19 protein-coding genes are annotated in these 26,059 nt (G+C 48.4%); 14 read left to right on the forward strand and 5 right to left on the reverse strand.

The features are described from left to right. Positions 1–23: 23 nt before the first annotated feature. Positions 24–941, reverse strand: coding sequence for an AAA family ATPase (locus BFC18_RS02135; RefSeq protein ID WP_070123549.1), 918 nt, complete (start codon positions 939–941; stop codon positions 24–26). Between the two features lie 203 nt (positions 942–1,144). Here BFC18_RS02135 and seqA point away from each other — a divergent pair, with 203 nt between their 5' ends. The 4 genes from seqA to BFC18_RS02155 all read left to right on the forward strand — a co-directional run bounded on the left by seqA (position 1,145) and on the right by BFC18_RS02155 (position 7,015). Beyond that, entirely contained in the window at positions 1,145–1,729 is a 585-nt protein-coding gene (gene seqA / locus BFC18_RS02140; protein ID WP_070123550.1) for a replication initiation negative regulator SeqA, read from the forward strand. A gap of 45 nt (positions 1,730–1,774) precedes the next feature. Continuing rightward, the gene (pgm, locus tag BFC18_RS02145) at positions 1,775–3,427 is read left to right on the forward strand and encodes a phosphoglucomutase (alpha-D-glucose-1,6-bisphosphate-dependent) (protein ID WP_070123551.1); all 1,653 of its coding nucleotides are present in this window, start codon (positions 1,775–1,777) and stop codon (positions 3,425–3,427) included. A 237-nt stretch (positions 3,428–3,664) separates the two neighbouring features. Continuing rightward, positions 3,665–6,154 (forward strand): glycogen/starch/alpha-glucan phosphorylase, encoded by a 2,490-nt coding sequence (locus BFC18_RS02150; RefSeq protein WP_070123552.1) that lies wholly within the window; start codon positions 3,665–3,667, stop codon positions 6,152–6,154. A 240-nt stretch (positions 6,155–6,394) separates the two neighbouring features. Next, a complete protein-coding gene (locus BFC18_RS02155) occupies positions 6,395–7,015 on the forward strand; it encodes a hypothetical protein (protein ID WP_070123553.1) in 621 nt (206 codons plus the stop codon). 34 nt (positions 7,016–7,049) lie between these two features. Here BFC18_RS02155 and BFC18_RS02160 read toward each other — a convergent pair whose 3' ends face one another. Then, positions 7,050–7,964 (reverse strand): DMT family transporter, encoded by a 915-nt coding sequence (locus tag BFC18_RS02160; RefSeq protein WP_070123554.1) that lies wholly within the window; start codon positions 7,962–7,964, stop codon positions 7,050–7,052. Positions 7,965–8,074: 110 nt separating this feature from the next. Between BFC18_RS02160 and BFC18_RS02165 the strand changes: the two genes are divergently transcribed. Continuing rightward, positions 8,075–8,947 carry a LysR substrate-binding domain-containing protein gene (locus tag BFC18_RS02165; protein ID WP_070123628.1) on the forward strand — a complete coding sequence of 291 codons (873 nt, stop codon included), beginning with the start codon at positions 8,075–8,077 and terminating at the stop codon, positions 8,945–8,947. 7 nt (positions 8,948–8,954) lie between these two features. Here BFC18_RS02165 and BFC18_RS02170 read toward each other — a convergent pair whose 3' ends face one another. From BFC18_RS02170 to BFC18_RS02180, 3 genes are all read right to left on the reverse strand, one after another. Continuing rightward, a complete protein-coding gene (locus BFC18_RS02170; RefSeq protein WP_070123555.1) occupies positions 8,955–9,830 on the reverse strand; it encodes a MurR/RpiR family transcriptional regulator in 876 nt (291 codons plus the stop codon). Between the two features lie 32 nt (positions 9,831–9,862). Then, entirely contained in the window at positions 9,863–10,804 is a 942-nt protein-coding gene (locus tag BFC18_RS02175; protein WP_070123556.1) for a sugar phosphate isomerase/epimerase family protein, read from the reverse strand. 107 nt (positions 10,805–10,911) lie between these two features. Continuing rightward, positions 10,912–13,764 (reverse strand): TonB-dependent receptor, encoded by a 2,853-nt coding sequence (locus BFC18_RS02180; RefSeq protein ID WP_070123557.1) that lies wholly within the window; start codon positions 13,762–13,764, stop codon positions 10,912–10,914. 488 nt (positions 13,765–14,252) lie between these two features. Between BFC18_RS02180 and BFC18_RS02185 the strand changes: the two genes are divergently transcribed. From BFC18_RS02185 to iolG, 9 genes are all read left to right on the forward strand, one after another. Further along, positions 14,253–15,998: a purine-cytosine permease family protein gene (locus BFC18_RS02185; RefSeq protein WP_070123629.1), complete on the forward strand. Its 1,746-nt coding sequence runs from the start codon at positions 14,253–14,255 to the stop codon at positions 15,996–15,998. Continuing rightward, on the forward strand, positions 15,995–16,687 hold the full coding sequence (locus BFC18_RS02190) for a Fe2+-dependent dioxygenase (protein ID WP_070123558.1): 693 nt from the start codon (positions 15,995–15,997) through the stop codon (positions 16,685–16,687). The genes BFC18_RS02185 and BFC18_RS02190 overlap by 4 nt, the downstream gene beginning before the upstream one ends. 249 nt (positions 16,688–16,936) lie before the next feature. Further along, positions 16,937–18,847, forward strand: coding sequence for a bifunctional 5-dehydro-2-deoxygluconokinase/5-dehydro-2-deoxyphosphogluconate aldolase (locus BFC18_RS02195; protein ID WP_070123630.1), 1,911 nt, complete (start codon positions 16,937–16,939; stop codon positions 18,845–18,847). Positions 18,848–18,876: 29 nt separating this feature from the next. Further along, positions 18,877–20,730, forward strand: coding sequence for a 3D-(3,5/4)-trihydroxycyclohexane-1,2-dione acylhydrolase (decyclizing) (iolD, locus tag BFC18_RS02200; RefSeq protein WP_070123559.1), 1,854 nt, complete (start codon positions 18,877–18,879; stop codon positions 20,728–20,730). Between the two features lie 25 nt (positions 20,731–20,755). Continuing rightward, complete coding sequence (gene iolE / locus BFC18_RS02205; protein ID WP_070123560.1) at positions 20,756–21,646, forward strand: myo-inosose-2 dehydratase; 891 nt, start codon at positions 20,756–20,758, stop codon at positions 21,644–21,646. 38 nt (positions 21,647–21,684) lie between these two features. Next, entirely contained in the window at positions 21,685–23,190 is a 1,506-nt protein-coding gene (locus BFC18_RS02210; RefSeq protein WP_070123561.1) for a CoA-acylating methylmalonate-semialdehyde dehydrogenase, read from the forward strand. 51 nt (positions 23,191–23,241) lie between these two features. After that, entirely contained in the window at positions 23,242–24,069 is an 828-nt protein-coding gene (locus tag BFC18_RS02215) for a TIM barrel protein (RefSeq protein ID WP_070123562.1), read from the forward strand. A gap of 38 nt (positions 24,070–24,107) precedes the next feature. Then, positions 24,108–25,004 carry a sugar phosphate isomerase/epimerase family protein gene (locus tag BFC18_RS02220; protein ID WP_070123563.1) on the forward strand — a complete coding sequence of 299 codons (897 nt, stop codon included), beginning with the start codon at positions 24,108–24,110 and terminating at the stop codon, positions 25,002–25,004. Positions 25,005–25,021: 17 nt separating this feature from the next. Further along, a complete protein-coding gene (iolG, locus tag BFC18_RS02225; protein WP_070123631.1) occupies positions 25,022–26,032 on the forward strand; it encodes a bifunctional inositol 2-dehydrogenase/D-chiro-inositol 1-dehydrogenase in 1,011 nt (336 codons plus the stop codon). Positions 26,033–26,059 lie beyond the last annotated feature (27 nt).

A 26,059-nucleotide genomic window follows, 5' to 3' on the forward strand; every position in this document is an offset into this window, starting at 1 on the left:
TATGTACAACAGTAAAAAGGCGATCAGGCTGCAAGTGGGTCAACACTGTTGAGCAGTCTCTGGCTAAGTGTACTTTCTTCAAACTGCTCCTGCTGATGTCCCCGAAGTCTATGTTCTGCAACAGCCGCAAAAACCGCCTGAACATCTTCTGGAATCACATAATCGCGATCGTGAATATAGGCCCAAGCTTTGGCTGCACCGAGTAAAGCCCGACTGGCACGAGGTGAGAGGGGTTGTGGATAGCCACTTTCTTCACGACTTTGGTTAACCAGGTTCAACACATAGGTCAACACGGCATCACTACATCGAAGGTCAGCAACCGCTTGTTGATGTTCAAGCAAACTCTCAACACTGATACAAGAAGACAGGGGCGTTTTGTCTCTGCCTTGGGGCTGTTGCAGCATGGCTTTTTCTGCTTCCCACGACGGATAGCCTAACGAAATGCGCATCAGAAATCGATCGAGTTGTGATTCTGGCAATGGATACGTTCCGCTTTGGTGACTGGGGTTCTGGGTAGCCACAACGAAAAACGGTGAGGGCAGAGAATAGGTTGTGCCATCCACGCTTACCTGGTGCTCTTCCATTGCTTCAAGTAATGCGCTTTGCGTTTTAGGTGATGCGCGATTTACTTCATCAGCTAACACCAGTTCGTTAAAAACGGGACCGGGGTGAAAACGGAATTCATGGCTTTGCTGGTCGAATATATTCACGCCCAGCATATCAGCAGGTAACAAATCAGAGGTAAATTGAATGCGTGAATATGACAGTGCAAAAACATGAGCAAGCGCGTGTGAAAGAGTGGTTTTTCCCATACCAGGTAAGTCTTCAATAAGAAGATGCCCTTTGGCAAGCAAACAGGTTACCGCCAGTTTAAGCTGGTGAGGTTTACCAATGATATGCTCTGACAAGGTATCTATGACCGTTTTAAACTCTTTGCGCATAAGTTGTCCCGCAAACATTGTTCAGATTTCACAGATGCTAGCAATTCCACAGAGAAATGCGGTTATGCTGTTGATACCTAAGTATAGACAGCTGGCATACATCATAGGGCAGATTATCTGTAAATCGCAATCTGTGTTTGATTTTGTGCTGTTTTCAATTTCCGGGTTGTCTATAATGATGCGGCTAATAAAGGAAGTATCTAATGAAAACCATAGAAATTGATGACGAGTTGTATACGTTTATTGCAGCTCAAACCAAGCATATCGGCGAGAATGCTTCTGATATCCTTCGCCGTCTGCTGTTACCGGAATCACCAGCACCACAAACTACACCAAAGGCAGAGCCAAAGCCCGCAGAAAAAAGCGTGGCTAGAAGCACGCCTGTAAAGGCGCGTCAACCAGCAACGAAAAAAACGCCCACTGTAGTAGAAAAGGTGCAACATGGTAGTGGTGAAATAGAAGCCAGACTGGATGCCTCAGTACTTGCCCAATATACCAAACGCGTTGATCTGTTTTTGTTTATCCTTTCGGAACTCCATGATTTGCATTCAGATGCGTTTGCTCAGGTTGAACAAATCAAGGGTAAGAATCGTATTTACTTCGCAACGAGTAAAGAAGCACTTCTGAGCACCGGAAGTAGTACTAATCCGAAACTTATTCCAGATTCACCTTACTGGGTAGTGACGAACAATAACACGGCTAAGAAAGTCGCGATGTTAGAACTAGTCATGAAAACCCTGGGGTATGGTGATGAGGCGACGGGATCGGTTATCGCAAAATTCGCTTAGTTTAGTCTTGGTCAGCAAGATGCTTATAAAGGAAAAGGACGAAAAATGGCATTACACCCCCATGCAGGAGAACCCGCAGCGCCGGAGCAACTTATCAATGTTGCTGAATTAATAACGCAGTATTTTACCTTTCAGCCCGATGTGAGTAAGCCTGCTGAAGCGGTAAGTTTTGGAACTTCAGGACACCGCGGAACTGCAGCAAATACCACGTTTACCGATGTCCATATCGCCGCGATCTGTCAGGCGCTTGCTGAATACCGTGAAGCACAAGGCATAGACGGTCCGCTTTATATTGGTAAAGATACCCACGCGTTATCTGAACCCGCAATGATAACGGCTATCGAAGTACTTACCGCCAATGGTGTTGAAGTGGTAATTCAATTAGCCGACAACGCCAGCCGCGGCTACACGCCAACGCCAGTCATTTCACGCACCATTATCCGTTATAATCGTCAGCGAAGTGAAAACCTTGCAGACGGTATCGTGATAACGCCATCTCATAATCCGCCAAGCGATGGTGGTTTCAAATACAATCCTCCCCACGGTGGTCCTGCCGATGGCGACGTCACATCGGTCATACAAAAGCGCGCTAACGCGCTTATCGCCAATGGCAATAAAGACGTTAAACGTATCAATATTCAGGCAGCGAGAGCTGAAGGTAAAGTCCAGGAAGCGGACTTTATGGAAGCGTATATCGATGACCTGGCGAGTGTGGTTGATATGGAAGCCATTGCCAAAGCGGGCTTGAAACTGGGCACGGACCCTCTTGGCGGCGCTGGTGTGGGCTACTGGGAACGTATTGCCGAAAAATATGGTCTCGACATTACGGTAGTAAACGACAAGGTTGACCCGCAGTTCGGTTTTATGCGTCGCGACAAAGACGGCAAACTTCGTATGGATTGCTCATCGGCTTATGCCATGGCGGGTTTGATTGAGCTGAAGGATAAGTTCGACCTGGCGTGGGGGAACGATCCTGATTTTGATCGCCATGGTATCGTTTGCCCAAGCTCTGGTTTAATGAACCCTAATCATTATTTGGCCGTTTCCATTAACTACCTGTATCAACATCGCCCGAACTGGCCAACCTCACTCAAAGTAGGTAAAACCCTGGTATCGAGTTCCATGATTGACCGTGTCGCCGACAGTCTGGGACGCGAGTTGGCAGAAATGCCCGTCGGTTTTAAGTGGTTCGTGGGTGGCTTATCAAACGGCGAAATCGCTTTTGCCGGTGAAGAAAGTGCAGGGGGAATTTTCCTGCAGCGTAATGGCACAACCTGGGCGACAGACAAAGACGGTTTTATTATGTGTCTGCTGGCCGCTGAAATTCTCGCGGTAACGGGGAAAGATCCTGGCGAACATTATGCTGCCCTTACAGAAAAATTTAGCGCACCGGTTTACCAGCGTGTCGATGTAGCAGCTACACTTGAAGAGAAACAAAAACTGTCTGCAATGGATGCTTCTGTCGTTACCAGTGATTCGCTGGCCGGAGAGCCCATTACTGCGGTGCAAACCCATGCGCCGGGTAACAATGCCGCAATTGGCGGCGTAAAAGTCTCCACTGAAAATGGCTGGTTTGCAGCGCGCCCTTCAGGTACTGAGCAGATTTACAAAATTTATGCTGAGAGCTTTAATGGTGAAACTCACTTACAGTCACTTATTAAAGAAGCTGAAGAATTAGTCGCGAAGATCATTAAGTAAAAACGCAAATGTTGTATTAATACTAAAATGTTGTAAATTTTATGTTAATAAATGGGCTGTATTTAAAAATGCAGCCCATTTTTTTTGGTAATTAACAAAACTTTTACAAAAAGTTGTTTTTAACACTGTTATATTGCTGTCATCTTGATTTTTACCGATGTAATTAAATTACACATTGGGTTAGTTTTAACCATCTTTGGTCAATATGGTTGACCACATTGTTAAGTGAGAACTGATATGAACGCAAAATCAACCAGTGCAAAACCTTCTGCACCTGTTGCGGTTACCGCAGGCGATAAGAACGAATTTAAATCTGCTGTCATTCGTCATTTACACTGCACCTTAGGCACCGACGAAAACAAAGCCAACAACCATGCTTGGTGGAAAGCGACCTGTGCTGCCATGCAAGAACAGGTGCTCGAAGGCCTGCGAAAGACGCAGAAAACCCATTACCTCAACGATACCCGCGCAGTACATTATTTCTCTGCTGAATTCCTTATGGGTCGTCTACTGTCTAATAACCTGCAAAATTTTGGACTATATGACGTAGCCAATGAAGCGCTGAAAGAGCTGGGTATTGAACTGGCGGATGTGATGGAAGAAGAGCCTGACATGGCGCTGGGTAACGGTGGATTGGGTCGCCTAGCTGCGTGTTTTATCGATTCTCTGGCCACAATGGAATTACCCGCAATTGGTTATGGCATTCACTATGAACATGGTTTATTCCGTCAGGAAATTCAAAACGGTGCGCAAATTGAACGCCCGGACAGCTGGCGTGACTTCGGGAACCCCTGGGAGATTTGCCGTCCAGAATCTATCCAGCAAGTCTCTTTATACGGTTATGTAGAAACCAAATATGGTGAGAACGGCCGCATCCAGAAAGAATGGCACCCAGGTTCGATTGTTAAAGGTGTACCTTGGGATATTCCGGTAGTAGGTTACGGCGGCAAAACCGTAAACGTTCTGCGTTTGTGGAAGAGCCAATCATCTCAATACTTCAATTGGGACGTATTTAACGCCGGTGGTTATGTGGATGCTCAGCGTGAAAACGTACAGGCCGATACCATCTCGAAAGTACTTTACCCCAACGATGAAACGGAAGCGGGTAAAGAGTTGCGTCTTATTCAGCAATACTTCTTTAGTTCCTGTTCACTGAAAGACATCATTCGCCGTTATAAGCGTGCTCACGGTGACGATTGGAGTCGTTTTGTCGATCAGGTGGTTATTCAACTCAATGACACGCACCCGGCTATCGCCATTCCGGAACTGATGCGTATTCTGGTAGACCGTGCTGAGCTTGACTGGGATACCGCGTGGAATATCTGTACTAAAGTGTTCGCTTATACCAACCATACTTTGCTGCCAGAAGCGTTAGAAAAATGGCCTGCACGTATGATTGAAAAGATTCTGCCGCGCCACCTGGAGATCATCTACGAAATTAACCATCGATTCATGGCTGAAGTGGATGCAATGTGGCCAGGCGACAATGCTAAGAAAGCCAAACTCTCGATTATCGAAGAAGGTAACGAGAAAATGGTACGTATGGGTAACTTGTCTGTGATTGGCTCTTTTGCAGTTAACGGCGTAGCAGAAATTCACTCCCGCCTTGTGAAGAAAGATCTGTTCCCTGAATTTGACGAAATGTGGCCGGGCAAGCTGACTAACGTGACCAACGGCATTACGCCACGACGTTGGCTGAAAGCGTGTAACCCACCATTGTCTGCGTTAATTGATAAGAAGATTGGCAGCGATTGGCCTACCGATCTCAAGAAACTCGAAGGTCTGGCTAAGTTTGCTGACAATAAAACCTTCCAGAAACAGTTCATGAAAGTGAAACTGGAAAACAAAAAACTGTTAGCACAAGAAATTAAACAGTCGCTGGATATCGACGTAGATGTGAATGCTATTTTCGACGTGCAAATTAAGCGTCTGCACGAGTATAAACGTCAGCATCTTAACCTGCTTCACATTATGGCGCTGTACCGTCGACTTCTTGAAAACCCCGATTACGATATGCATCCACGGGTGTTTATCTTTGGAGCTAAGGCCGCGCCGGGTTACAAACTGGCGAAAGACATTATTTATGCCATCAACAAAGTGGCTGATAAGGTGAATAATGATCCTCGCGTGAAGGGCAAAATCAAAGTTGTGTTCCTGCCTAACTATCGGGTATCACTGGCTGAAAAAATGATTCCTGCTTCAGATCTGTCTGAGCAAATCAGTACTGCCGGTAAAGAAGCGTCAGGCACCGGTAACATGAAGCTGGCTCTGAATGGTGCGCTTACCATTGGTACATTGGATGGCGCAAACATCGAGATTGCAGAAGAAGTGGGTGACGAGAATATCTTTATCTTTGGTATGGATGTTGATGAAGTGCACGCGTTGCAGGCAAAAGGCTACAAGCCGCTGGACTACTACTATCGCGACCCTGAAATCAAAGCCGTTCTGGACTGGTTAGAGACAGATTACTTCACTCCAGGCAAACCAGGCGCACTGGTGTCTATAAAACAAAGCTTGTTAGATAACGGCGACCCGTACATGGTACTGGCTGATTTCCGTGCCTATTCTGATGCGCAGATTTTGGTAGACGAAGCGTATCGCGATAAAGAGCGCTGGGCGAAAATGGCCATTATCAATACCGCGAAGATGGGTAAGTTCACTTCAGACCGTTCCATTAAAGATTACGTTGATCGTATCTGGAAGCTGGATTCCTGTTCTGTAAAGTAATACGGAAAGCTGAAAGTTAAGTCTGGTTTTACCTGACAAATAGAAAGAGGGGAGCTACGAAGGTAGGTCCCCTTTTTAGTTTCACCAGAGCCAATGGTTTGGAGGGGCTACCAGAGATACTAGGTAGTATAAATCAGGCACATCAGCATATGAGCCTGATAGTATGTCCAAAACCGACTATTAACGATATTGTGAGAATTAACGCAAGATACAGTATCAGAATTAATAACAGGGAAGTTTATGGTTAAAGGAATAGGGAAAAGAACAACACTGGCTTTTGGTGTGTCAGCGTTTGCAATTTTGGTTATCGCCTTTCAGTGGACAATTGTTGACTGGATAACGCCTTTTTTGATGTTACCGCTGATGTGGTTGGTAATGGTTCTGTTTATTACGGGAGCATGCTTCAGTCTTTCATGTCTATTTAAGTTCAGAGAAATCCGATGGCGGGCAACCATACCTGCAGTAATTCAGTTCTCTGCCTTTGCCATAGTATTGTTTGTTCCTTTTACAAATCTATGGATAGATGCAGATTTTCATTTGTATGAGTCTCAACGCCAGGAGGTCGTCGAAAGAGTTTACTCAGGCGAACTTGTCCCGAATGTCAGTCATAACTCAGCACTGATTGCCCTTAACTCCGCGTATTCAAAAATATCAATGGGTGGAAATGAGATTGTGGTCCGGGATATTGACGGATTGGTTTACGTTTTCTTTTTCACATACAGAGGCATACTGGACAATTACTCTGGTTTTTTGTTTGTACCTGACGGTGGCGATCCAAGGAACTACTCAGATTTGAATGAGGATGATGTGACGCAAATAATAAAATATACCGATAACTGGTATTGGGCGTCACATCACTAACGCTGTGGTGATTAACATGCAGGGAGTGCGTGTATCAAGTAGCCTGACGCTTCTGTCCGCTTAGCGCCTGTACCGGATTATTACTGATGAGTGTCCCTGTCAGAATCATCACTATGGCAATAGAAAGTCCCGTGGTCCACACCTCATCAAATAATGGTACTGCAATCACACTGGCGAAAATCGGCACCAGCGCCATGAGTCCGCCCATACGGGTTGCGCCAAGTATGTGCACCGCTCTTGCGTATAAGACCATTTGAACGGTAGTGGCCATTACGCCCTGATAAAAGGCCTGCAGGGCAATCATTTCCCAGCTGCTGTCAGCAATATGGTGGGGCAGAAACAGCGCGTAAACCGGTGCAAAAAGTAGCGTAGTAAAGGTGATGATGCCCAGGGTTGCATGCCATGGGGCGAATCCCCAGCGGCGCAGCAATACGGTAAAAATCCCCCAGAAAACACAAGCCATAATAAAGCTTATATCACCAGCCAGATAGGACGTATCCATTAGCAGGGTTTCGATTAGCAGGGCAATGATGCCTGCGCTGCTGAACAGAATGCCTGTCCACGCCTGACGGGTGTGTCGCTCTCCGGCAAGGAAGTATGCAAGCACTGCAATCATGATGGGCATCAGCCCCGGAAGTAATAAAGCAGCATGGGTAGCCGGGGCTAGAGAAAAGCCATTGAATACCGTTAATCCGTAGGCCAGACCACCAATTGCACCCAGTGCCAGCATTCTTCGCTGAAATATAACCCGTCGATGTTTCCAGATGAAGGGAGAGAACAGAATGAACGCGGTACCAAAACGCACCATCATCATATCAGGGATGGCCAGTGCAGCGAGGGCGCCGGCTTTGGTGATCAGAATAAAGCCCGTCCATATCATTACGGCGGCCAGGGCATAAATTAACCCTTTAGTCACCAGTGACTGGTTTTCGCTGTGGGCTGAGGTCATATATTTCTCCTTTCATTCACTATAGCGGAAAGTATAAGGAAAATTAACTTTCAATAATAATGAATAAATGAGAAGGTTTCTTTCATTAAAAATGAAATTGTGGGGAAGTGTTGGATATTTCAGATCTGCTGGTTTTTAAAACTGTTGTTGAACAAAACGGTGTCAGTCGGGCGGCGGAGGTATTGCACCGGGTGCCGTCGAACGTTACTGCAAGGCTTAAGAAACTGGAAGCTGAACTCAATACTGATCTGTTTTTGCGCGAGAGCAACCGGTTGACGGTGACGTCAGCAGGGCTTCGTTTACTCGAATACACCGATAAAATCCTTAATCTGCAAAAACAGGCGATTGCTGAACTCACCGATGCTGAGCCAGCAGGCTTGCTACGACTGGGATCAATGGAAAGCAGTGCGGCCGCCAGATTACCCGGTATTCTGGCCCGCTTTCACCAACATTATGCCGCTGTCCAACTTGAGTTGACTGCCAACGCCTCTATGCCGCTGATTGAGCGGGTACTGGCTGGAGAGCTCGATTTAGTGATGGCATCGGACCCGCCCGACGACCGTAGACTGGAACGGGTGAAGTGCTTCGAAGAGGAGTTAGTGCTCATCTTGCCCCGAGAGTGGGAAAGCAACTCTGCATTGCCGGAGACGTTGACCATGGTTGGCTATAGCCGCGGCTGCTCGTATCGACATCGACTGGAAAAGTGGCTCGCCAGACACAACCATGTTTGCGAAAGAGTCACGGAGATCCCCAGTCATTTCACCATGATTGGCTGTGTTATCGCCGGAATGGGGCTTGCCATGGTCCCGCGCTCAGTACTGGCACTGCATCAAACTGAAGGGCTAACATTGAAAACGGTAGATGAAGATATCGCCTTTGCACCAACCTATCTGGTGTACAGAAAAGACAATCCATCCAGTGCCATTTCTGCGTTTATTGACTGTGCATTAGCCGCGCCCGATGCGGTTACAACGGGCGCGTAAAAAGGTTTTATTCGGGTAAGGTACCATTGCTCTGATAGCCTTCATCAGAACGGCTGTCGGCAAGGCCAATAGCAAGAACCTGAGACAACAACAGCGATGCAGACAGCGAGCGGAAAGCGTCGACTCTCGCTTCCTGTACTATGAAAGATTGCTGACTGGTGTTTGCAAGCGGTGATATCGGACTGTCTGTAATCGACAATACTGTAACTCCCCGGTTAGCAGCCTGAGCAGCAAGTTCACAAGTGTTAGAAGAGTAGGGGCTGAAACTGATCGCCAGCAGCAAGTCACCACGTTCTACGTTAGACATCTGTTCCTGGAACATACCGCCGGTACCACTGATCATGAAGATTTTCTTGTCGATATGATTCAGTGCGTAATGCAGATATGTGGCTACGGTGTGTGCCCGGCCGTTACCCAGCAAGAAGATATGACGCGCTTTGCGCATCAGTTCTACTGCTTGCTTGATTTCATCACGGGTCACCGTATCTTCGAGATGGCGTAACGCATCACGGTTTGCTTTGGCGAAGCGGGGGAGCAGTTCATCGCTCTCCCAACTTTGCTGGCTGCGAACGAGCTGAATACGATTGCTGTAGTTACTGGTGTTCTCCAGCTTTACTTCTTTAATAACCTGCTTGATTTCGTTAAAACCACTGAAATCCAGGGCGGAAGCAAAACGGATAAGCGTTGATGGCGGTACGTTGATTCGCTCAGAAATTACCGCGATGGTCTCAAATGCCACAGCATCGGGATTTTCCAGTACGAATTTTGCGACTTGCTTTAAACGCTTGCTCATCTGAGGATAACGGGATTTTATTAACTCCTGTAATTCACCCCAGTTCAGACTTTTTTCAGTATCCACATCTTTATCTTTCTGGTTATTCATGCTCGCTACTCTAACCCATTATTCTCTTGTTTTCACTGACTAATCGTTTGCTTTAACGCGGCAATGGACGTGTCCAGACCGGCTTCCATAGACATGGTCAGATCTTCCATTTCCAGTGAAACAAAACCGTTGTAGCCGGTCATTCTGATCACCGAAAAAAATGCCTTCCACCATTGCAAGTCGCGGCCACAACCCACGGCAACGTAGTTCCAGGTGCGGTTTGCCACATCTTCAACAACTTTGGTTTCAAGCAGGCCATTCTTCTCTACCATGCCTTTTTCCAGACGAATGTCCTTTCCATGTACGTGATGAATGGCGTCACCCAGTTCGCGCACAACGGCTATCGGGTCCATCCCCATCCAGATCATATGGCTTGGGTCTACGTTAAGGCCAACCATGGGGCCAACGGCATTGCGTAAGCGGAACAGTGTTTCCGGGTTCCACACTAACTGTGCACTGAAGTTTTCCAGCGCGATTTTCTCAACGCCATGATGCTCAGCATGGGCAACCAGTGCTTTCCAGAATGGGATTGCAACGTCATTCCATTGGTAATCCAGTTTCTCTTTCAGATCAGCACGCCAACTTACGGTGTAAGTTATCCAGTTTGGCACGGTGTCTTCCGGCGAGGCAGGCGGCAGGCCACTCATCATCACAATTTTCTTCACACCCAATAGCCCGGCCAGCTCCATGGTGTTAAAAGCGGCTTCTTTATGCGCTTGTCCCATAGGGCCTGGATCTAGTGGGTTGCCTGAGCAGTTTAGCGCGGCAATCGTCATACCGCGTTTACTTAATGCGCTTTGAAATGCTTCGCGAGCACCTTTATCAGTGAGCAGCTTCGTCATATTCAGGTGTGGGGCAGAAGACCAGCCGCCGGTTGTAATTTCGATGGCACTTACCCCTTTGAGTTTGAGGGTATCGAGCATGTCTTCGAATGAGAGTTTACTAAGTACATCTGTGCAACAGGACAGTTTCATGTTCAGGTTCCATTAAAAATAAATGCAATAATCGTGAAATAGATATTTCACGCCTAAACAAAGACGGGCGGAGCTGAGCTCCGCCCGGATTTGACCCGGAGGATTTATTAGAATTGACCTCTGAAACCAAGGGCATAACGCGGACCGGTATTACGATACAGAATGAACTGTTCGTCGTACCGTCCGTGTTTACGGATGGCTTCATCAGTGATGTTTGTGCCTTCTACAAAGACAGAGAAATCATCATTGATACGGTAGGTCAGCTGGAAGTCAACTTGTGAGAATTCTTCTGTGAATACGGGTTCAACACCGGCTTTCGGGTTGATCAGATATTCAAGAAATTCATCACGGTTGCTCCAGGAAATACGAGCTTCAATGGGACCTTTTTCATAAAACATGGTCGCATTCATTGAGTTACCCAGTCCGGGAATCGCGAACAGGGTGCTGACATCAGAATTTGATGCAATTTCAGCATTTGAATCGAGGAATGTGGCATTGGCTGAGAAACCCAGACCTTCCAACACACCGCTATCGAACGCATACTGTGCCGCGAGTTCCATACCTTTAACGTCTGCCGTTTCACTGTTGAGAGGGCGCTGAACATTAAAGTCGATGGTACCGGCATTGGCGTCAATGGCGGCATCTGCTGAAATAAGTGGCTGCTGGATGTCGACATCAGAAATGGTAACCACTTCATTATCTGTCACGATGAAGTTCTGCACCTCTTTCTGGAACAACGCCAGACTCACGTAATTGATTTCACCCCAGTAGTACTCGAACGACGCATCCAGGTTAATAGAGGTATAAGGCTTCAGGTTCACATTGCCGGCAACGGCATTCAAAGAACCCGGGCGTAAATCCAGATAAGATAAACGTGGTGCCAGATCTTTCAGTTCCGGACGGGTCATGGTTTCAGATACCGCGAGGCGTACCACAAAGTCTTCAGTAGGATTAATCGTGAAACTGATATTTGGCAACAGCTTCAGATAGTCATTCGACTCTGATTGAAATTCATTGCCAGAGGTATCAAAACCGGGATTATATTGTGTCGCTGTGGTTTGAGACAGACTGACTAAGTTTTGTTGTGAACCTGTTGCTTCGTCTTTAGTGTAAACCAGACGCGCACCGGTATTGAGTTTCCACTCCATGTCTTTCAGAGAGCCTTCAAACAGCATGTCGGCATAGGCTGCAAAAATGGTTTCGCTCACTTCGTAGCTGTCTGGTTGGCGTGTACCCAGAAATCCACCCGGCTGCGCTTCGTAAAACGCCTGTGATGTGCCCGACTCAAGACCATAATATTCATCACGGGCCGCAAAGCCTTCCGCAGAGGTTTGCCAGCCGATGTAGTCGTTCAGGTTAAAGCTGTAGATATCACGGAACGTATCCGGAGAAACGCCGTCCAGTAAACCGCTGGTGTCGAAATCGAGAACCAATTCATTAGGAACATCAATACCAAAGAAGCAATATTGACAGAACACATCGAAGCTTGGGCGAACAATATCAACCGTTTTATCTTCTTTTGAGTAGTTAGCACCAAACTTGATGTTTCTGAGCATACCGCCGTCATACGGTTCGTATACGTTATCAATAGCAAACTGGTAAATGCTGGCTTCCACTGAGTTACCGCCAGTACCGTCACCGGCCTGATCGCCATACTGAGCAACGTGTGAGCGATAGCTATCTTTATCAAGCAGGCGATTTACGATGGCTTCAGGATAAATGACCTGCGCTTCGTTGCCGTAATTATCGAAATGGAAATCATCGGTTGGATCATTCGGATCATCAGTGAAGCCCATCACCGCCTGACCATTACCTGTGCCTTGTTTCGCTTCTGAATCAGAATAGCCAAAATCAAATACTGTGGTCAGTTCGTCGGTAGCCAGCCATTTCAGGTTAAAACCAATGGCACGGGTTTCTGTAGGACGGCCTTCCAGGCGATTCAGAATACCCACCTCTGAAGAGATATCCTGTTCCAGAACGGTACCGTTCTCATTCAAAATAACATTGCTGGTGGCAGCCGGCGTGCCATACCAAGAACCCAGCATAGTCGCGTTGGAGTTCACGTCGAATTTATTGTAGAAACCATCAACAGTCAGCAGTAATTCATCTTTCAGGTAATGTTGGAACACTGCCTGCACATTCATGCGCTCACGTTCCTGCAGACGACGTCCAGTTTGCGTTTCACGGGGAATAAAGGCCGTTGTCACATTGCCCGGGTTTGCATCCACACCTTCTGCAAAATTAATGTTTTCAACATCGGTAGGTAACCAGCCGTTGGTATTAGTGAAATCTTCTTGAGATTTTCGGTTTTGGTACGAGCCTGAAATCAAGAAGCCGGTTGCACCGTCATTAAAGCTGGTGGAATAAAGACCGAATAATTGTGGCGTGGTTTCTTCACTGTTGTCGTCATACAGTGCTTTGCCGGAAAACAGCATGGTTCCGTCTGCCAGTGAGAATGGGCGGGCTGTTTTCAGATTTACTGTTGCACCAATACCGCCTTCTTGCAGAGATGCAACGCCGGTTTTGTATATTTCAGCACCGGAAATGAGTTCGGCAGGATAAAGGTCGAAACTGAATTCCCGTCCGCCTGTTTCAGAAACAATACGACGCCCGTTAACCAACACAGTATTAAAGCTGGGACCAAAGCCCCGAACGGTTACAAACTGGCCTTCGCCACCATTACGGTCGATAGCAATGCCCGGGATGCGCTGCAGCGATTCTGCAATGTTGGTATCAGGAAATTTACCCAGATCTTCGGCTGAAATAGCATCAACCACGCCTGGTGCTGAACGTTTAATGTCCTGTGCTTCACTTAAACTGCGGCGAATACCTCGTACTTCTATGACTTCTGCGTCCTGTGCTGCCTGATCTTGCGGTTGTGCTTCCTGAGCAAGTGCAAGAGGGGATAATGCACTGGTTATACAACAGGCCAATAAGGTTTTTCTGTAACCGGCTTTCATATGCGTGTCTCCAGAATGACGTCTTTTTGTAAAGTTTTGGTTAACTATTTAGTGTGTCCTGACGACTTTTTTAAGTAGGGTTGCCATCAGCTGACAATATTTTTACAAAATAAAATTTCTATAGTCAAACAAAAAGAAATAAAAATTTCACATTGGGTTAACAGTGCAGTTCGTCAAAAAGTGGCTGTATCCCGCTATGTTCGCTCGATTTGGCGTGTTTTTAGGGTGTTTTTCAAAATCACCACAATGATGAGCGGTGATTGAAATAATGATAAATGAAATAAAAATTTCGTTTGAAATGAATTTTGAACTGGGTTATTTTGGCTTTAGTTAATCAAATGTCATTTTAACTTTAAAAAATATCGAAATAAACGTTTTGTAAGAAAACTGCAGGAATGGCCGCTATTCAGCCCGTGTATTTAGTACCGGGGCCGCGGCTTCCGCAACGTCTTCTACACTTTAGTTATCCTACACTGGAGGTCGCCACCGTGAGCGAAGTACAAGAATTTGAGAATCAGCCTGTAGCGGCGAATAAGCTCGAACCCGCCAGGCATTTCGCTGCAGCTTATGCAGGTGAACATGTTGCCGGCACAGAGTTTGTTATCGGTGCATTATTTGTTTCGTTAGGCGTGTCTACCTACGATATTTTTGTTGGTTTGCTAATTGGTAACCTGTTTGCCGTGCTCACCTGGGCGTGGATCTGTGCCCCTATTGCAGTCCGCACGCGACTGACACTATATAGCTATCTTGAAAAGGTCGCCGGGCCGGGCATTGTTAAAATTTACAGCGTCATCAATGGTGTGTTGTTCGTGATTATTGCTGGCGCCATGATCACCGTTTCGGCGTCAGCGGTGCGTATTCCCTTTGATATTCCTCCGCAAGTCTCCTGGTATCCCAATAGCGCCAGTTTTGTATTGGTTGCAGTGTGCGTGGGGGCGGTCATTGGTTATGTTGCCATTAACGGGTTTAAAAAAGTGGCGCAGTTTGCTGCGGTTTGTGCACCCTGGATGATTCTGATGTTCTTCATCGGCGGCGTTGCCGCGCTTCCTATTTTAATATCTTCAACAACGGCAGTATCAGGAATACATAGCTTCGGTGATTTCATCACTGTGGGTGATACCTTTATATGGCAGGAAAAAGACAACGGTCTTGGTGTATGGCACGTAGCCGCTTTTGCCTGGGTATGTAATTTGCCAATGCATGGCGCAATGTCTGACATGACAATCCTGCGTTTCGCCCGTCGTTCTTCTTACGGTTATTTATCTTCACTTGGTATGTTCATTGGTCATTATATGGCGTGGATTTGTGCCGGTATTATGGGTGCCGCTGCTGCCTTGTTACTTAAAACCAGCATCACGCAGCTTGATGCTGGCGAAGTGGCCTATCAGGCACTGGGCTGGGCAGGCATCATTGCTGTTGTTATCGCTGGCTGGACAACCTCGAATCCGACAATTTATCGCGCCGGCTTGGCATTTCAATCGCTGAACCCTAAATGGTGTCGCGTTAAAGTAACGGCTGTCGTAGGCGTATTTACCACCATTATTGCTTGTTTCCCTTTTGTTTTTTCACAAATGCTCGATTTTCTCGGCATCATGGGTCTGGCTATTTCACCCATCGGCGCCATTCTGGTGGCCGAGCACTGGCTGTTACCTAAGTTTGGTATGACACAATACTGGAATCAATATCGTGGCGGTCACATCAATGGCCCGGCATTAGGCGCCTGGATTGGTTCATTGGCTTTCGCGCTCTTCCTGAATCAGATTGCTGGCGTACATCTGTTCTTCTTACTACTTCCTACCTGGATTGCAGCGACGGTTACCTACATGGTTGCAGCCGCATTCGCCGGGGCAAAAGTCGCTTATCCGGAGCAACAAGCGGCAGAGAAAGCGGCTTACGACAAACGCATTCGTGAAGAAGAAGCTTTCTTTAGCCAGGATGCAGCTATTGTCAAGGCTGCTAGAGCCGGCACTCGTCGTAGCAGTCTGGTATCGCTGGCCAAGTTTGTTGCTATTTCATCATTGATTGCCTGTTGCGGCCTGGCGGTGTGGGTATATGTTGCCGGAACGGCAGCACTGCCAGAATTCAAAGAATGGTTGATGGTACCCACCGTGTTGTATTTCATCAGCGGTACTTACTGGTTTACCCGAAAAGAAAGCCTGGAATCTGAAGAAGCAGAGGCGTTGACGACGCATGCAGGGCAAGTCAGACATCGGGTTCAGGAGAGTCGCGGATGATTTCCCGGGTTCCTCTACTTAGCGCATCGCAATGCGATGAATTGGTAAGCCAGCTTAGCCCGTTGCCCTGGGCATCGGGGCTGGCTCCGGGCAAGCTCTACCGGCAAAAAGTAAAAGGTAATGAAGAGATTGCGTTTCAGATGGGCCAGCAAACGGCACCGGCCGATGCTCTGATGCGACAAATCACCCAGGCGATTATGGAAAGTAGTTTTATACGTACACGCATGTTTCCAAAAAGCCTGGTGAATCCACGATTTAATCGCTACAGAGAAGGCGGGTTTTATGGGAAGCATGCAGACTCTGCTTTTTTAGGTAATGGGCAGCAGCAGGTCAGGTCAGACTACTCCCTGACGCTCTTTCTCAACGATCCCGATGATTATGAAGGCGGTGAGCTTGAATTGGCTTTCGCCAGTGGGGAAGTGATGAAGTTGAAAGAGCCGAAGGGAACGCTGCTTTTCTACCCCTCGGGGGTGATGCATCAGGTGCTACCTGTGGAACGGGGAGAACGCATTGCTTTTGTGGGCTGGGTGGAGTCGCATATCCAGAACCCCCAACATCGTGATGTGTTGTCTGAAATTACTAAATTATGTGACTACATGATGGACGATCCGGAGCTGGCGCTAACAGAGCATCATACTCGTGCATTAAATGTTAAACATAATTTGTTCCGGCTTTGGTGGAAGAACTGATTTCTTCTCAAATGAAATCGGTTTGAAACAAAAATTTCACTCACTATTTTTCTATTTAACCTACTGTAATTAATGAAAAATTGTATAAAGGTTATAGTAATCTTGGAATGAAATTAAAATTTCGAAAATTAGTTGTTGAAATATTTATTTCGTTTAATTAAGCTTATCGAAAATTTAACAACTAACGTGAAAACCCCTGACAGACGCGGCCAGCATTTCGCAAAACGCGCGTTGTACGAGGACAATAAAATGAGTATCACGAATAAGAAACTTGATCTGATTTGCATGGGACGCGTGGCCGTTGATTTATATGGTCAGCAAATTGGTGCACGCCTGGAAGACGAAACAACGTTTGCCAAATATCTGGGTGGTTCATCTGGCAATGTCGCTTACGGTACAGCAAGAATGGGATTGAAATCCTCTATGCTGGCCCGGGTAGGAAACGAACATATGGGACGTTTCCTGCGTGAAGAGCTCACCCGGGTAGGCGTAGATACCAGTAATCTGATTACTGATCCAGAGCGTCTGACTGCGCTTGTGTTGCTGGGTCTGAAAGATGAAGACACATTCCCACTGATTTTCTACCGTGACAATTGCGCCGATATGGCGATTACGCCGGAAGATGTAAAAGAGGATTACATTGCATCATCCCGGGCACTTGCCATTACCGGCACACATTTGTCTAACCCAAAAACCCGCGAAGCCGTGCTAACGGCACTTGAATATGCAGGACGTAACAACGTTAAGCGTGCGCTGGATATAGACTATCGCCCGGTGCTTTGGGGGTTAACGAACCCGGGTGATGGAGAGACCCGTTTTATCGCATCTGAGGAAGTTACCCAAAATCTGCAGGACGTACTCGGCCACTTCGACCTGATTGTCGGCACTGAAGAAGAATTTCATATTGCCGGCGGTTCAGAAGATACCTTAACAGCGCTGAAAACCGTGCGTAAACACACCGATGCTGTATTGGTGTGTAAAAGAGGCGCTTTAGGTTGCTCAGTATTCGAAGGTGATTTGCCTGACCATATAGATGGCGCGCTCAATGTTCTTGGCGTACGGGTTGAGGTGATGAACGTGTTGGGAGCCGGTGATGCCTTTATGTCGGGTTTGTTACGCGGTTACCTGAACGGTGATAGTTGGGAAAAAGCCTGCCAGTACGGCAATGCGTGTGGTGCGCTGGTGGTATCACGCCATGGCTGTGCACCAGCTATGCCCAGCGCGGAAGAACTCGACGACTACCTGAGCCGGGCAGAATCTGTTCCCCGTCCTGATCTGGATAAGCGCCTGCAGCATCTGCATCGCGTAACCACCCGCGACAGAAGTTGGGAAGAGCTGAACATTCTGGCTTTTGATCATCGCAGTCAGCTGGAAAAAATGGCCATTGATGCAGGGGCAGATATCAGCCGCATCCCTGAACTGAAGAAGCTTATTTTGCGGGCAGCAGAAGAATCCCGTGAAGAACTGGGCCTACAGGGCAAAATCGGTGTGTTTGTGGATGGCACATATGGTCAGGCCGTATTGAACGAAGTTACCGGAAAAGGCTGGTGGGTGGCACGCCCCATCGAGTTACCGGGCTCGCGTCCGCTGCGCCTTGAACACGGCAATATTGGTAGTCAGCTAATCAGCTGGCCAGCCGAACAAATTGTTAAATGCCTGGTGTTCTATCATCCCGATGATTCTCTCGAAATGCGATTGGAACACGAAAGTCTGGTACGTGAAGTTTATAAATCCTGCTGCCAGTCCGGCCATGAGTTATTGCTGGAAGTGATCTTACCGGCCAGCAAGCCTCGCACTGACGAAAACTATCTACGTACGCTCAAGCGTTTCTACAATTTAGGTATCAAGCCTGATTGGTGGAAGCTGCCTCCGTTGAGTGCGCGGTCGTGGGAAGAGGTAGAGCACCTGGTCAACACCAATGATCCCCATTGTCATGGTGTTGTGATCCTGGGCTTAGACGCGCCCATGGACGAACTTGAAGCAGGGTTTAATCAAGCTTCACAAAGCAAAATGGTGAAAGGGTTTGCCGTTGGCCGTTCTATTTTCTCTGGCCCATCAAAAGCCTGGCTGGCAAACGAAATCAACGATGACGAAATGGTTGCAGGAATCAAACAAAACTACAGCCATCTGGTCAACGTGTGGAATAAGCGTGGCCTCTAATAGCCACGCGAATTATTGAGGATTGTACGATGTCTGACACTCTCCGTTTAACGATGGCGCAAGCCGTTGTGAAATATATGATGGCGCAGAAAGTCGAAATTGGCGGCGAAATCAAGCCAATGTTCGCCGGCGTATGGGCCATTTTCGGGCACGGTAATGTGGCCGGTTTAGGTGAAGCCTTGTATCAGGTGAAAGATGATATGCCTACCTACCGCGCACACAACGAACAGGGCATGGCACATTCTGCCATCGCATATGCAAAAACCCTGAATCGTCAACAGATGATGGCATGTACCGCCTCTGCGGGTCCGGGTTCTACCAATATGGTGACAGCGGCAGCGGTTGCACATGTGAACCGGATTCCGGTGCTGTTCCTGCCCGGTGACACTTTTGCCACGCGTATGCCTGATCCGGTGCTGCAGCAGTTGGAAACATTCCATGATCACACCGTGACCACGAATGACTGTTTCAAGCCAGTGAGTCGTTTCTTCGATCGCATCACCCGTCCTGAGCAGTTGTTGACATCGCTTCCTCAGGCCATGCGTGTACTGACCGATCCTGTGGATTGTGGTCCGGTGACATTGGCTTTACCTCAGGACATTCAAACCTTTGCCTGGGATTTTCCGGCGCATTTCTTTGCTGAGAAAGTGCACCGGTTACGTCGCCAACAGCCCGACGTGGCTGAGCTGAAAGCCGCAGTCGAGCTTATCAAAAATAGCAAAAAGCCATTGCTTATTGCTGGTGGCGGTGTGCATTACTCCGGTGCGGAAAGTGCGCTGTCAGCATTGGTCTCTGACTATGGGATACCGGTAGGAGAAACGCAGGCCGGTAAAGGCGCGCTACCCTGGGATCATCCGCAAAATATGGGCAGTATCGGGGTGACGGGTGCCGGTTCTACCAATGCGTTGGCTGCCGACTGTGATCTCATTATCGCTGTGGGTACGCGTCTTGGGGATTTTGCTTCAGGGTCCCGCACCATGATCAATCCAGATGCAAAAATCGTGTCTGTGAATGTGGCGCCGTTTGATTCTATTAAGCATTACGCGAAGCCCGTAGTTGGCGATGCGCAGTTAACGCTGCCGCAGCTGTCTCAGGCTTTACATGGCTGGGCGCCTGATGATGCATGGAAGAAAAACGCGACGGCGGCCAAAGCAGCCTGGGACAACTATGTTGATGAAGCCACTGCGAATAAAAACACCTTGCCTCTGACTGACCCTGAAGCGGTGGGTGCAGTAAACCGTGCTGCGGGCGAAGAAGACATTGTTGTTTGTGCTGCAGGCGGGCTGCCAGGCGAGCTGCAAAAGTTGTGGCGAACCCGTTTCTCGCGGGGTTACCACATGGAATACGGTTTCTCGTGCATGGGCTATGAAATCGCTGGTGGCCTGGGCGCCAAAATGGCAAAGCCCGACTCAAACGTATTTGTGATGGTGGGGGACGGTTCGTATTTAATGCTGAACTCAGAAATCGCCACTTCCGTGATGCTTGGCTACAAAATGATTCTGGTGGTGCTGGATAACCGCGGGTATGGCTGTATTCACCGTTTACAGGAATTTTGTGGCGGTCCGGGTTTTAACAATTTGCTGGACGACTGTCTGACCGTGCCTGAAGGAGCACCGAAAACAGACTTTGCCGGTCACGCAAGAGCACTTGGCGCCGAGGCAGAGAAAGTAGACAGCATCAGTGAACTTGAAGCGGCCTTAGAAAGGGCAAAAGCAGCGGATAAAACTTACGTCATCACATTAGATACAGATGCACTGAAAGTCACCAAAGAAGGCGGCTTCTGGTGGGATGTTGCGGTGCCTGAAGTGTCTCCCCGTGAAAAAGTGAGACAGGCCCGCGCGTTCTACGAAGCGCAAAAAGCAAAACAATTTAAGAACCTGTAAACAGGCTTTGTTGAGGAGAAGAACGATGGCAGTACAACTGGGTATTAACCCTCTCACCTGGACCAACGACGACTTGCCGTCTTTAGGTGGCGACACGCCACTGGAAGTGTGCCTGCAAGAAGGTAAGCAAGCTGGTTTTGCAGGTTTTGAACTCGGTCACAAGTTTCCCCGTGAAGCAGACAAGCTCAATACTGTGCTGGCTGCTCATGGTTTGAAAGCCGTATCCGGCTGGTATTCCCTGATGCTGCTGGAACGCAGCGTGGAAGAAGAAATTGCGGCTATGCAGCCACACCTGGAATTACTTCGCGACAGTGGTTGCAAAGTGATGGTGTGCTGTGAAGTCACCGGTTGCGTGCATGGCGACCAGTCCAAACCTCTGTCCCTACGTCGACCTTTTCCCGCCGCGCGCTGGCAGGAATATACAGATAAGTTGGGCAAGGTCGCTAAGCACGCCCTTGATCATGGTGTTCAGCTTGCTTATCACCATCACATGGGCACAGTCATTCAGACTGAAGACGAGATTGATGAATTGATGCAGCGCACCGGCCCTGAGCTGGGCCTGTTGCTGGACAGTGGTCACTGTCTCTTTGCCGGCGGTGATCCTGTTGCCGTCGCGAAGCGTTGGGCATCGCGCATCAATCACGTGCACTGCAAAGACATTCGCAAGAACGTCATGATTGACGCCAAAAATAGCAATATCAGTTTTCTTGATGCTGTACTGAACGGCGTGTTCACCGTACCGGGCGATGGCTGTGTGGACTACCCGTCATTATTTGCAGTGTTGAAAGAGAATAACTACGAAGGTTGGCTGGTGGTAGAAGCCGAGCAGGACCCGGCAGTGGCCAATCCTTTGGTTTTTGCCACCCTTGGTCATAAAAACTTACAGGCCATGGCGACTGAAGCCGGTCTGATGTAATCCGCGGTTGCCGCGAAACCGATAAAACGGAGTGTAAAGTGAACAAAATTCATAATTTTATCAACGGTAAAATCGTTGAAAGCGAAAGTAAAGAATTCAGCCCGGTATTTAATCCGGCAACCGGCGAGGTGATTGCTGAGGTGGTGCAGTCCACCGAAGCTGACATTGAAGCGGCTGTAGCGGCGGCAAAGGCGGCGTTTCCCGCCTGGGCCAACACGTCACCGTTAAAGCGCTCGCGCATCATGAACAAATTCCGTCAGTTGCTTGAAGACAACCTGGATGAACTTGCGGCCATCATTTCCCGCGAGCACGGTAAAGTTGAATCCGACGCTAAAGGCGAAGTTATCCGTGGTCTTGAAGTGGTCGAATTCGCCTGCGGTGGTCCAAACCTGCTTAAAACAGACATGACTGAGAATGTTGGTACATCTATCGACAGCCATGCGCTGCGTCAGCCCCTGGGTGTAGTGGCGGGGATTACACCGTTTAACTTCCCGGCCATGGTACCCATGTGGATGTTCCCAGTGGCGCTGGCTTGCGGTAATACATTTATTCTGAAGCCATCAGAGCGTGACCCGTCTGCAACCTTGTTCTATGCAGATCTGATAAATCAGGCCGGGTTCCCGCCAGGTGTTTTCAATATTGTACACGGTGGCAAGCACGTGGTTGATGCGCTCATCGAGCACCAGGATATTCCCGCATTAAGCTTCGTAGGTTCAACGCCGATTGCGAAGTATATCTACGAGCGCGGCGCATCCTTTGGCAAGCGAGTTCAGGCTCTGGGTGGTGCGAAAAACCACATGGTGGTGATGCCAGACGCTGACGTGGAAAAAACGGTTTCTGCGCTAATGGGCGCGGCGTACGGTTCTGCGGGTGAGCGCTGTATGGCGATTTCCGTGGTAGTCCCTGTAGGCGATGAAATTGCAGAGAAACTTAAAACCCGTCTGGTTGAGGAGCTGGCGAAGCTTAAAGTTGCTCCCGGAACTGACGCCGATGCAGACATGGGTCCACTGGTAACCAAGGCGCATTTGGATAAGGTCTCTGGCTACATCGCCAAAGGTGCTGAAGAAGGTGCAGATTTGGTGGTTGATGGCCGTGAATTCGCCATGACTCGCGAAGGCTACGAAAACGGTTTCTTCATCGGCGGCACATTATTCGATAACGTCACTACCGACATGACCATTTACAAAGAAGAAATCTTTGGCCCGGTGCTGGCCATGGTGCGTGCAAAGAGCTTTGACGAAGCCGTACAAATGATCAACGACCACGAATTTGGTAATGGTACCGCTATCTTCACCCGTGACGGTGATGCAGCCCGCACCTTCACCAACGTGATTCAGGTAGGCATGGTAGGGGTGAATGTACCTATTCCTGTACCAATGGCATTCCACAGCTTTGGTGGATGGAAAGCATCGCTGTTTGGCGATCATCATATGCACGGCGCAGAAGGCGTACGTTTCTACACCAAACTGAAAACCGTGACAACTCGCTGGCCAACCGGTATCCGCGAAGGCGGCTCCGAGTTTGTTATGCCAACCATGGACTAAAACCGAACACCCCGATGGTGGTCATCGGGGTATTTTTTCAGGATACATTTTATGTCAAATCAATCCGTTTCATTTGCTCTGAATCACATGGCGTGCCCGACACTGAGCCCGCTGGAACTGATCAGTGCAGCGAAAGAACTGGGCATGGCTGCCGTTGAGTTACGTAACGACGTAAAAGAAAACAGCGTTACTGATGTAGAAACGGCAAAAGCCGTTAAAGAAGCGGCGGATGCTGCAGGTATCACGGTGCTAAGCATTAATGCGTTATACCCATTTAATGTGTGGAATGAAGAACGTAAGGCTCAGGCAGAGCAAATGGCAGCCACAGCGGCGGCGGCGGGAGCCAAAGGTCTTGTTTGCTGTCCGTTAGTAGACGGCGACGATAATCGCTCTGATGAACAGCGGGCCGCGGATTTGCGCACGGCACTTACCGATCTGAAAGGGATCTTAGGTAAACATGGTTTACAAGGTTACGTAGAAGCACTGGGTTTCCCTATCTCTACATTACGCTTCAAAAAAGAAGCGGTAGACGCCATTGCCGATGTTAACGGTGAAGCCACGTTTGGTCTGGTGCATGACACCTTCCACCATGTGGGGTCCAGCGATCCTGATCTGTATCCGAAAAAGACCGGTCTGGTTCATGTTTCATCTGTGATAGATAGCGAGATTACCTTTACCGACATGCTGGATGGCCATCGTGAGTTCGTGATGGAAGGTGATCGCCTCGACAGTGTGGCGCAGGTTAAAGCCTTATTTGACGGTGGTTACGAAGGATATATCTCATTCGAACCTTTCTTTGCCGGGCTTTGGGAGCTGGAGAATCAGGTACCTGAAATCCGTAAAAGCATGGATTACATGAAGGCTGCGTTGGCCCAATAAGGGCTGGCTTGCCGGCAGAATCAAAGAGGAGAAAAAATATGAAAATCGCCCTCGACCCGTATATGAGTCGTCACGTTCCCCTGGAGGAACTGCCCTCATTCGTGAAGCAACTGGGTTATGACTACATTGAATTGTCCCCCCGTGACGATTTTGTAAAGTGGTGGACACGCCCCCGGGTATTCCCTTCACGGATCAAAGCGTTTAAACAAGCAATGCAAAAGGCAGATTGTCAGCTAGCGACCATTCAGCCTATGTATCGCTGGTCCAGCCCGTACAAAGACGAATGGGAAATGGCCATGGACAACTGGAAGCGTTGTATCGAGCTTGCAGTAGAAATGGACTCTCCGTTGCTTATTTCCGAGTTTGGACGCGGTGGTTCACCGGAACGCTCGAATGCCTGTCAGCAAGGAATTCACTCTCCTGAAGCTTGCGAGAACGCGTTTTGGCGCTCTATGGATGTGCTGGTGCCTATTCTTGAAAGAGAAGGGCTTACGCTAAGCATCGAGCCGCATCCTGAAGATTGGGTGGAAGAAATCCATCCGGCAATGGAAATCATTAAAACGATCAATTCGAAAGCCATTAAAGCATCGTACATCGCTCCTCACTCTTATTATTACGGAGATGATCTAGTTGAGTCTATCCGTGCGACAAAGGGCGAACTAGTGCATGCGCGGGTGGCTGACACATTTAACCACAAAGCCTCGTCGCAACTGCGCTACATCGTAAACCCGCCGGGCTCGAATGCGCGGGTTCACCAGCACCTGAATATGGGCGAAGGTGAGATCGACTGGGATGTGTTCTTTAAAACGTTGCACGAAGTCGGCTTCGATGGCGTGCTCTCAAGTTGTGTATTTGCATGGGAAGAAAGCGCAGAAGCGTCTTCAAAATTCATGCGTGAAGAAATTCAGCGTTACGTCGACAAATACTGGCGCTAATTGTGTTGGAGAATAAGATGAAAGTCAGAGTTGGTGTTATCGGAACGGGTGCAATTGGTGCTGATCACGCACGCCGTTTATCAAAAGTGCTGGTAGGTGCAGAAGTGGTTGCACTTACCGATGTGAATCGTGAAAACGCTGAGAAAGTAAAAGCAAATCTTGGCTTGAATGCAGAAATCTATGGTGACGGTCATGAACTGATTGCCGCTGGTGACGTGGATGCGGTGCTGGTAACCAGCTGGGGCCCGACTCACGAAGAGTATGTCCTTGCGGCCATTGAAGCGGGCAAGTATGTCTTCTGTGAAAAGCCGCTGGCAACAACGGCGGAAGGCTGCCGTAAAATTGTCGATGCTGAAATCGCCCACGGAAAACGTTTGGTACAGGTTGGCTTTATGCGTCCTTACGATGCAGGCTACCGCTTGTTGAAGCAAGCTATCGACGATGGCGAGCTCGGTGAGCCGCTAATGGTACACTGCGCGCACCGTAACCCCGAGGTGCCTGAAGCCTATATCACTCCCATGGCCATTCAGGACACACTGGTACACGAACTGGATGTCTTGCGCTGGTTACTGGATGACGACTATGTTTCTGCCCAGGTGATCTTCCCGCGCACGACCAAGTACAGCCACAGTAAACTGGCTGATCCACAAATTGTCTTGCTGGAAACAGCAAAAGGTGTGCGTATCGACGTTGAAGTGTTCGTAAACTGTAAGTATGGCTACGATATTCAGTGTTCGGTGGTGGGTGAAGAAGGCGTGGCTAATTTGCCAGAGCCGGTTTCTATTACTACCCGCAAAGAAGCGAAATTGTCGCAAACATTGCTGACCGATTGGAAAAAACGCTTTATAGATGCTTACGATGTTGAGTTACAAGACTTTATCGACGGTATCAAGGTTCGCGAACTTACCGGACCCACTTCCTGGGACGGCTTTGCCGCAGCCGTTGCCAGTGATGCCTGTGTTAAAGCGCAGGAAACCGGTCAGGTTGAGGCCATCAACATGCCGCCAAGACCACCGTTTTACGGTTGATTACCGAGCAACGTTATCAGGCCCCCG

This window comes from Alteromonas confluentis, assembly GCF_001757105.1.
In the GTDB taxonomy this organism is placed as follows: Bacteria; Pseudomonadota; Gammaproteobacteria; order Enterobacterales; family Alteromonadaceae; genus Alteromonas; species Alteromonas confluentis.

Bases quoted from the DNA above. Each gene is read 5' to 3' on its own strand.
- BFC18_RS02135 (WP_070123549.1), bottom strand. From the start codon at position 941: ATGCGCAAAGAGTTTAAAACGGTCATAGATACCTTGTCAGAGCATATC.
- seqA (WP_070123550.1), top strand. From the start codon at position 1,145: ATGAAAACCATAGAAATTGATGACGAGTTGTATACGTTTATTGCAGCT.
- pgm (WP_070123551.1), top strand. From the start codon at position 1,775: ATGGCATTACACCCCCATGCAGGAGAACCCGCAGCGCCGGAGCAACTT.
- BFC18_RS02150 (WP_070123552.1), top strand. From the start codon at position 3,665: ATGAACGCAAAATCAACCAGTGCAAAACCTTCTGCACCTGTTGCGGTT.
- BFC18_RS02155 (WP_070123553.1), top strand. From the start codon at position 6,395: ATGGTTAAAGGAATAGGGAAAAGAACAACACTGGCTTTTGGTGTGTCA.
- BFC18_RS02160 (WP_070123554.1), bottom strand. From the start codon at position 7,964: ATGACCTCAGCCCACAGCGAAAACCAGTCACTGGTGACTAAAGGGTTA.
- BFC18_RS02170 (WP_070123555.1), bottom strand. From the start codon at position 9,830: ATGAATAACCAGAAAGATAAAGATGTGGATACTGAAAAAAGTCTGAAC.
- BFC18_RS02175 (WP_070123556.1), bottom strand. From the start codon at position 10,804: ATGAAACTGTCCTGTTGCACAGATGTACTTAGTAAACTCTCATTCGAA.
- BFC18_RS02180 (WP_070123557.1), bottom strand. From the start codon at position 13,764: ATGAAAGCCGGTTACAGAAAAACCTTATTGGCCTGTTGTATAACCAGT.
- BFC18_RS02190 (WP_070123558.1), top strand. From the start codon at position 15,995: ATGATTTCCCGGGTTCCTCTACTTAGCGCATCGCAATGCGATGAATTG.
- BFC18_RS02195 (WP_070123630.1), top strand. From the start codon at position 16,937: ATGAGTATCACGAATAAGAAACTTGATCTGATTTGCATGGGACGCGTG.
- iolD (WP_070123559.1), top strand. From the start codon at position 18,877: ATGTCTGACACTCTCCGTTTAACGATGGCGCAAGCCGTTGTGAAATAT.
- iolE (WP_070123560.1), top strand. From the start codon at position 20,756: ATGGCAGTACAACTGGGTATTAACCCTCTCACCTGGACCAACGACGAC.
- BFC18_RS02215 (WP_070123562.1), top strand. From the start codon at position 23,242: ATGTCAAATCAATCCGTTTCATTTGCTCTGAATCACATGGCGTGCCCG.
- BFC18_RS02220 (WP_070123563.1), top strand. From the start codon at position 24,108: ATGAAAATCGCCCTCGACCCGTATATGAGTCGTCACGTTCCCCTGGAG.
- iolG (WP_070123631.1), top strand. From the start codon at position 25,022: ATGAAAGTCAGAGTTGGTGTTATCGGAACGGGTGCAATTGGTGCTGAT.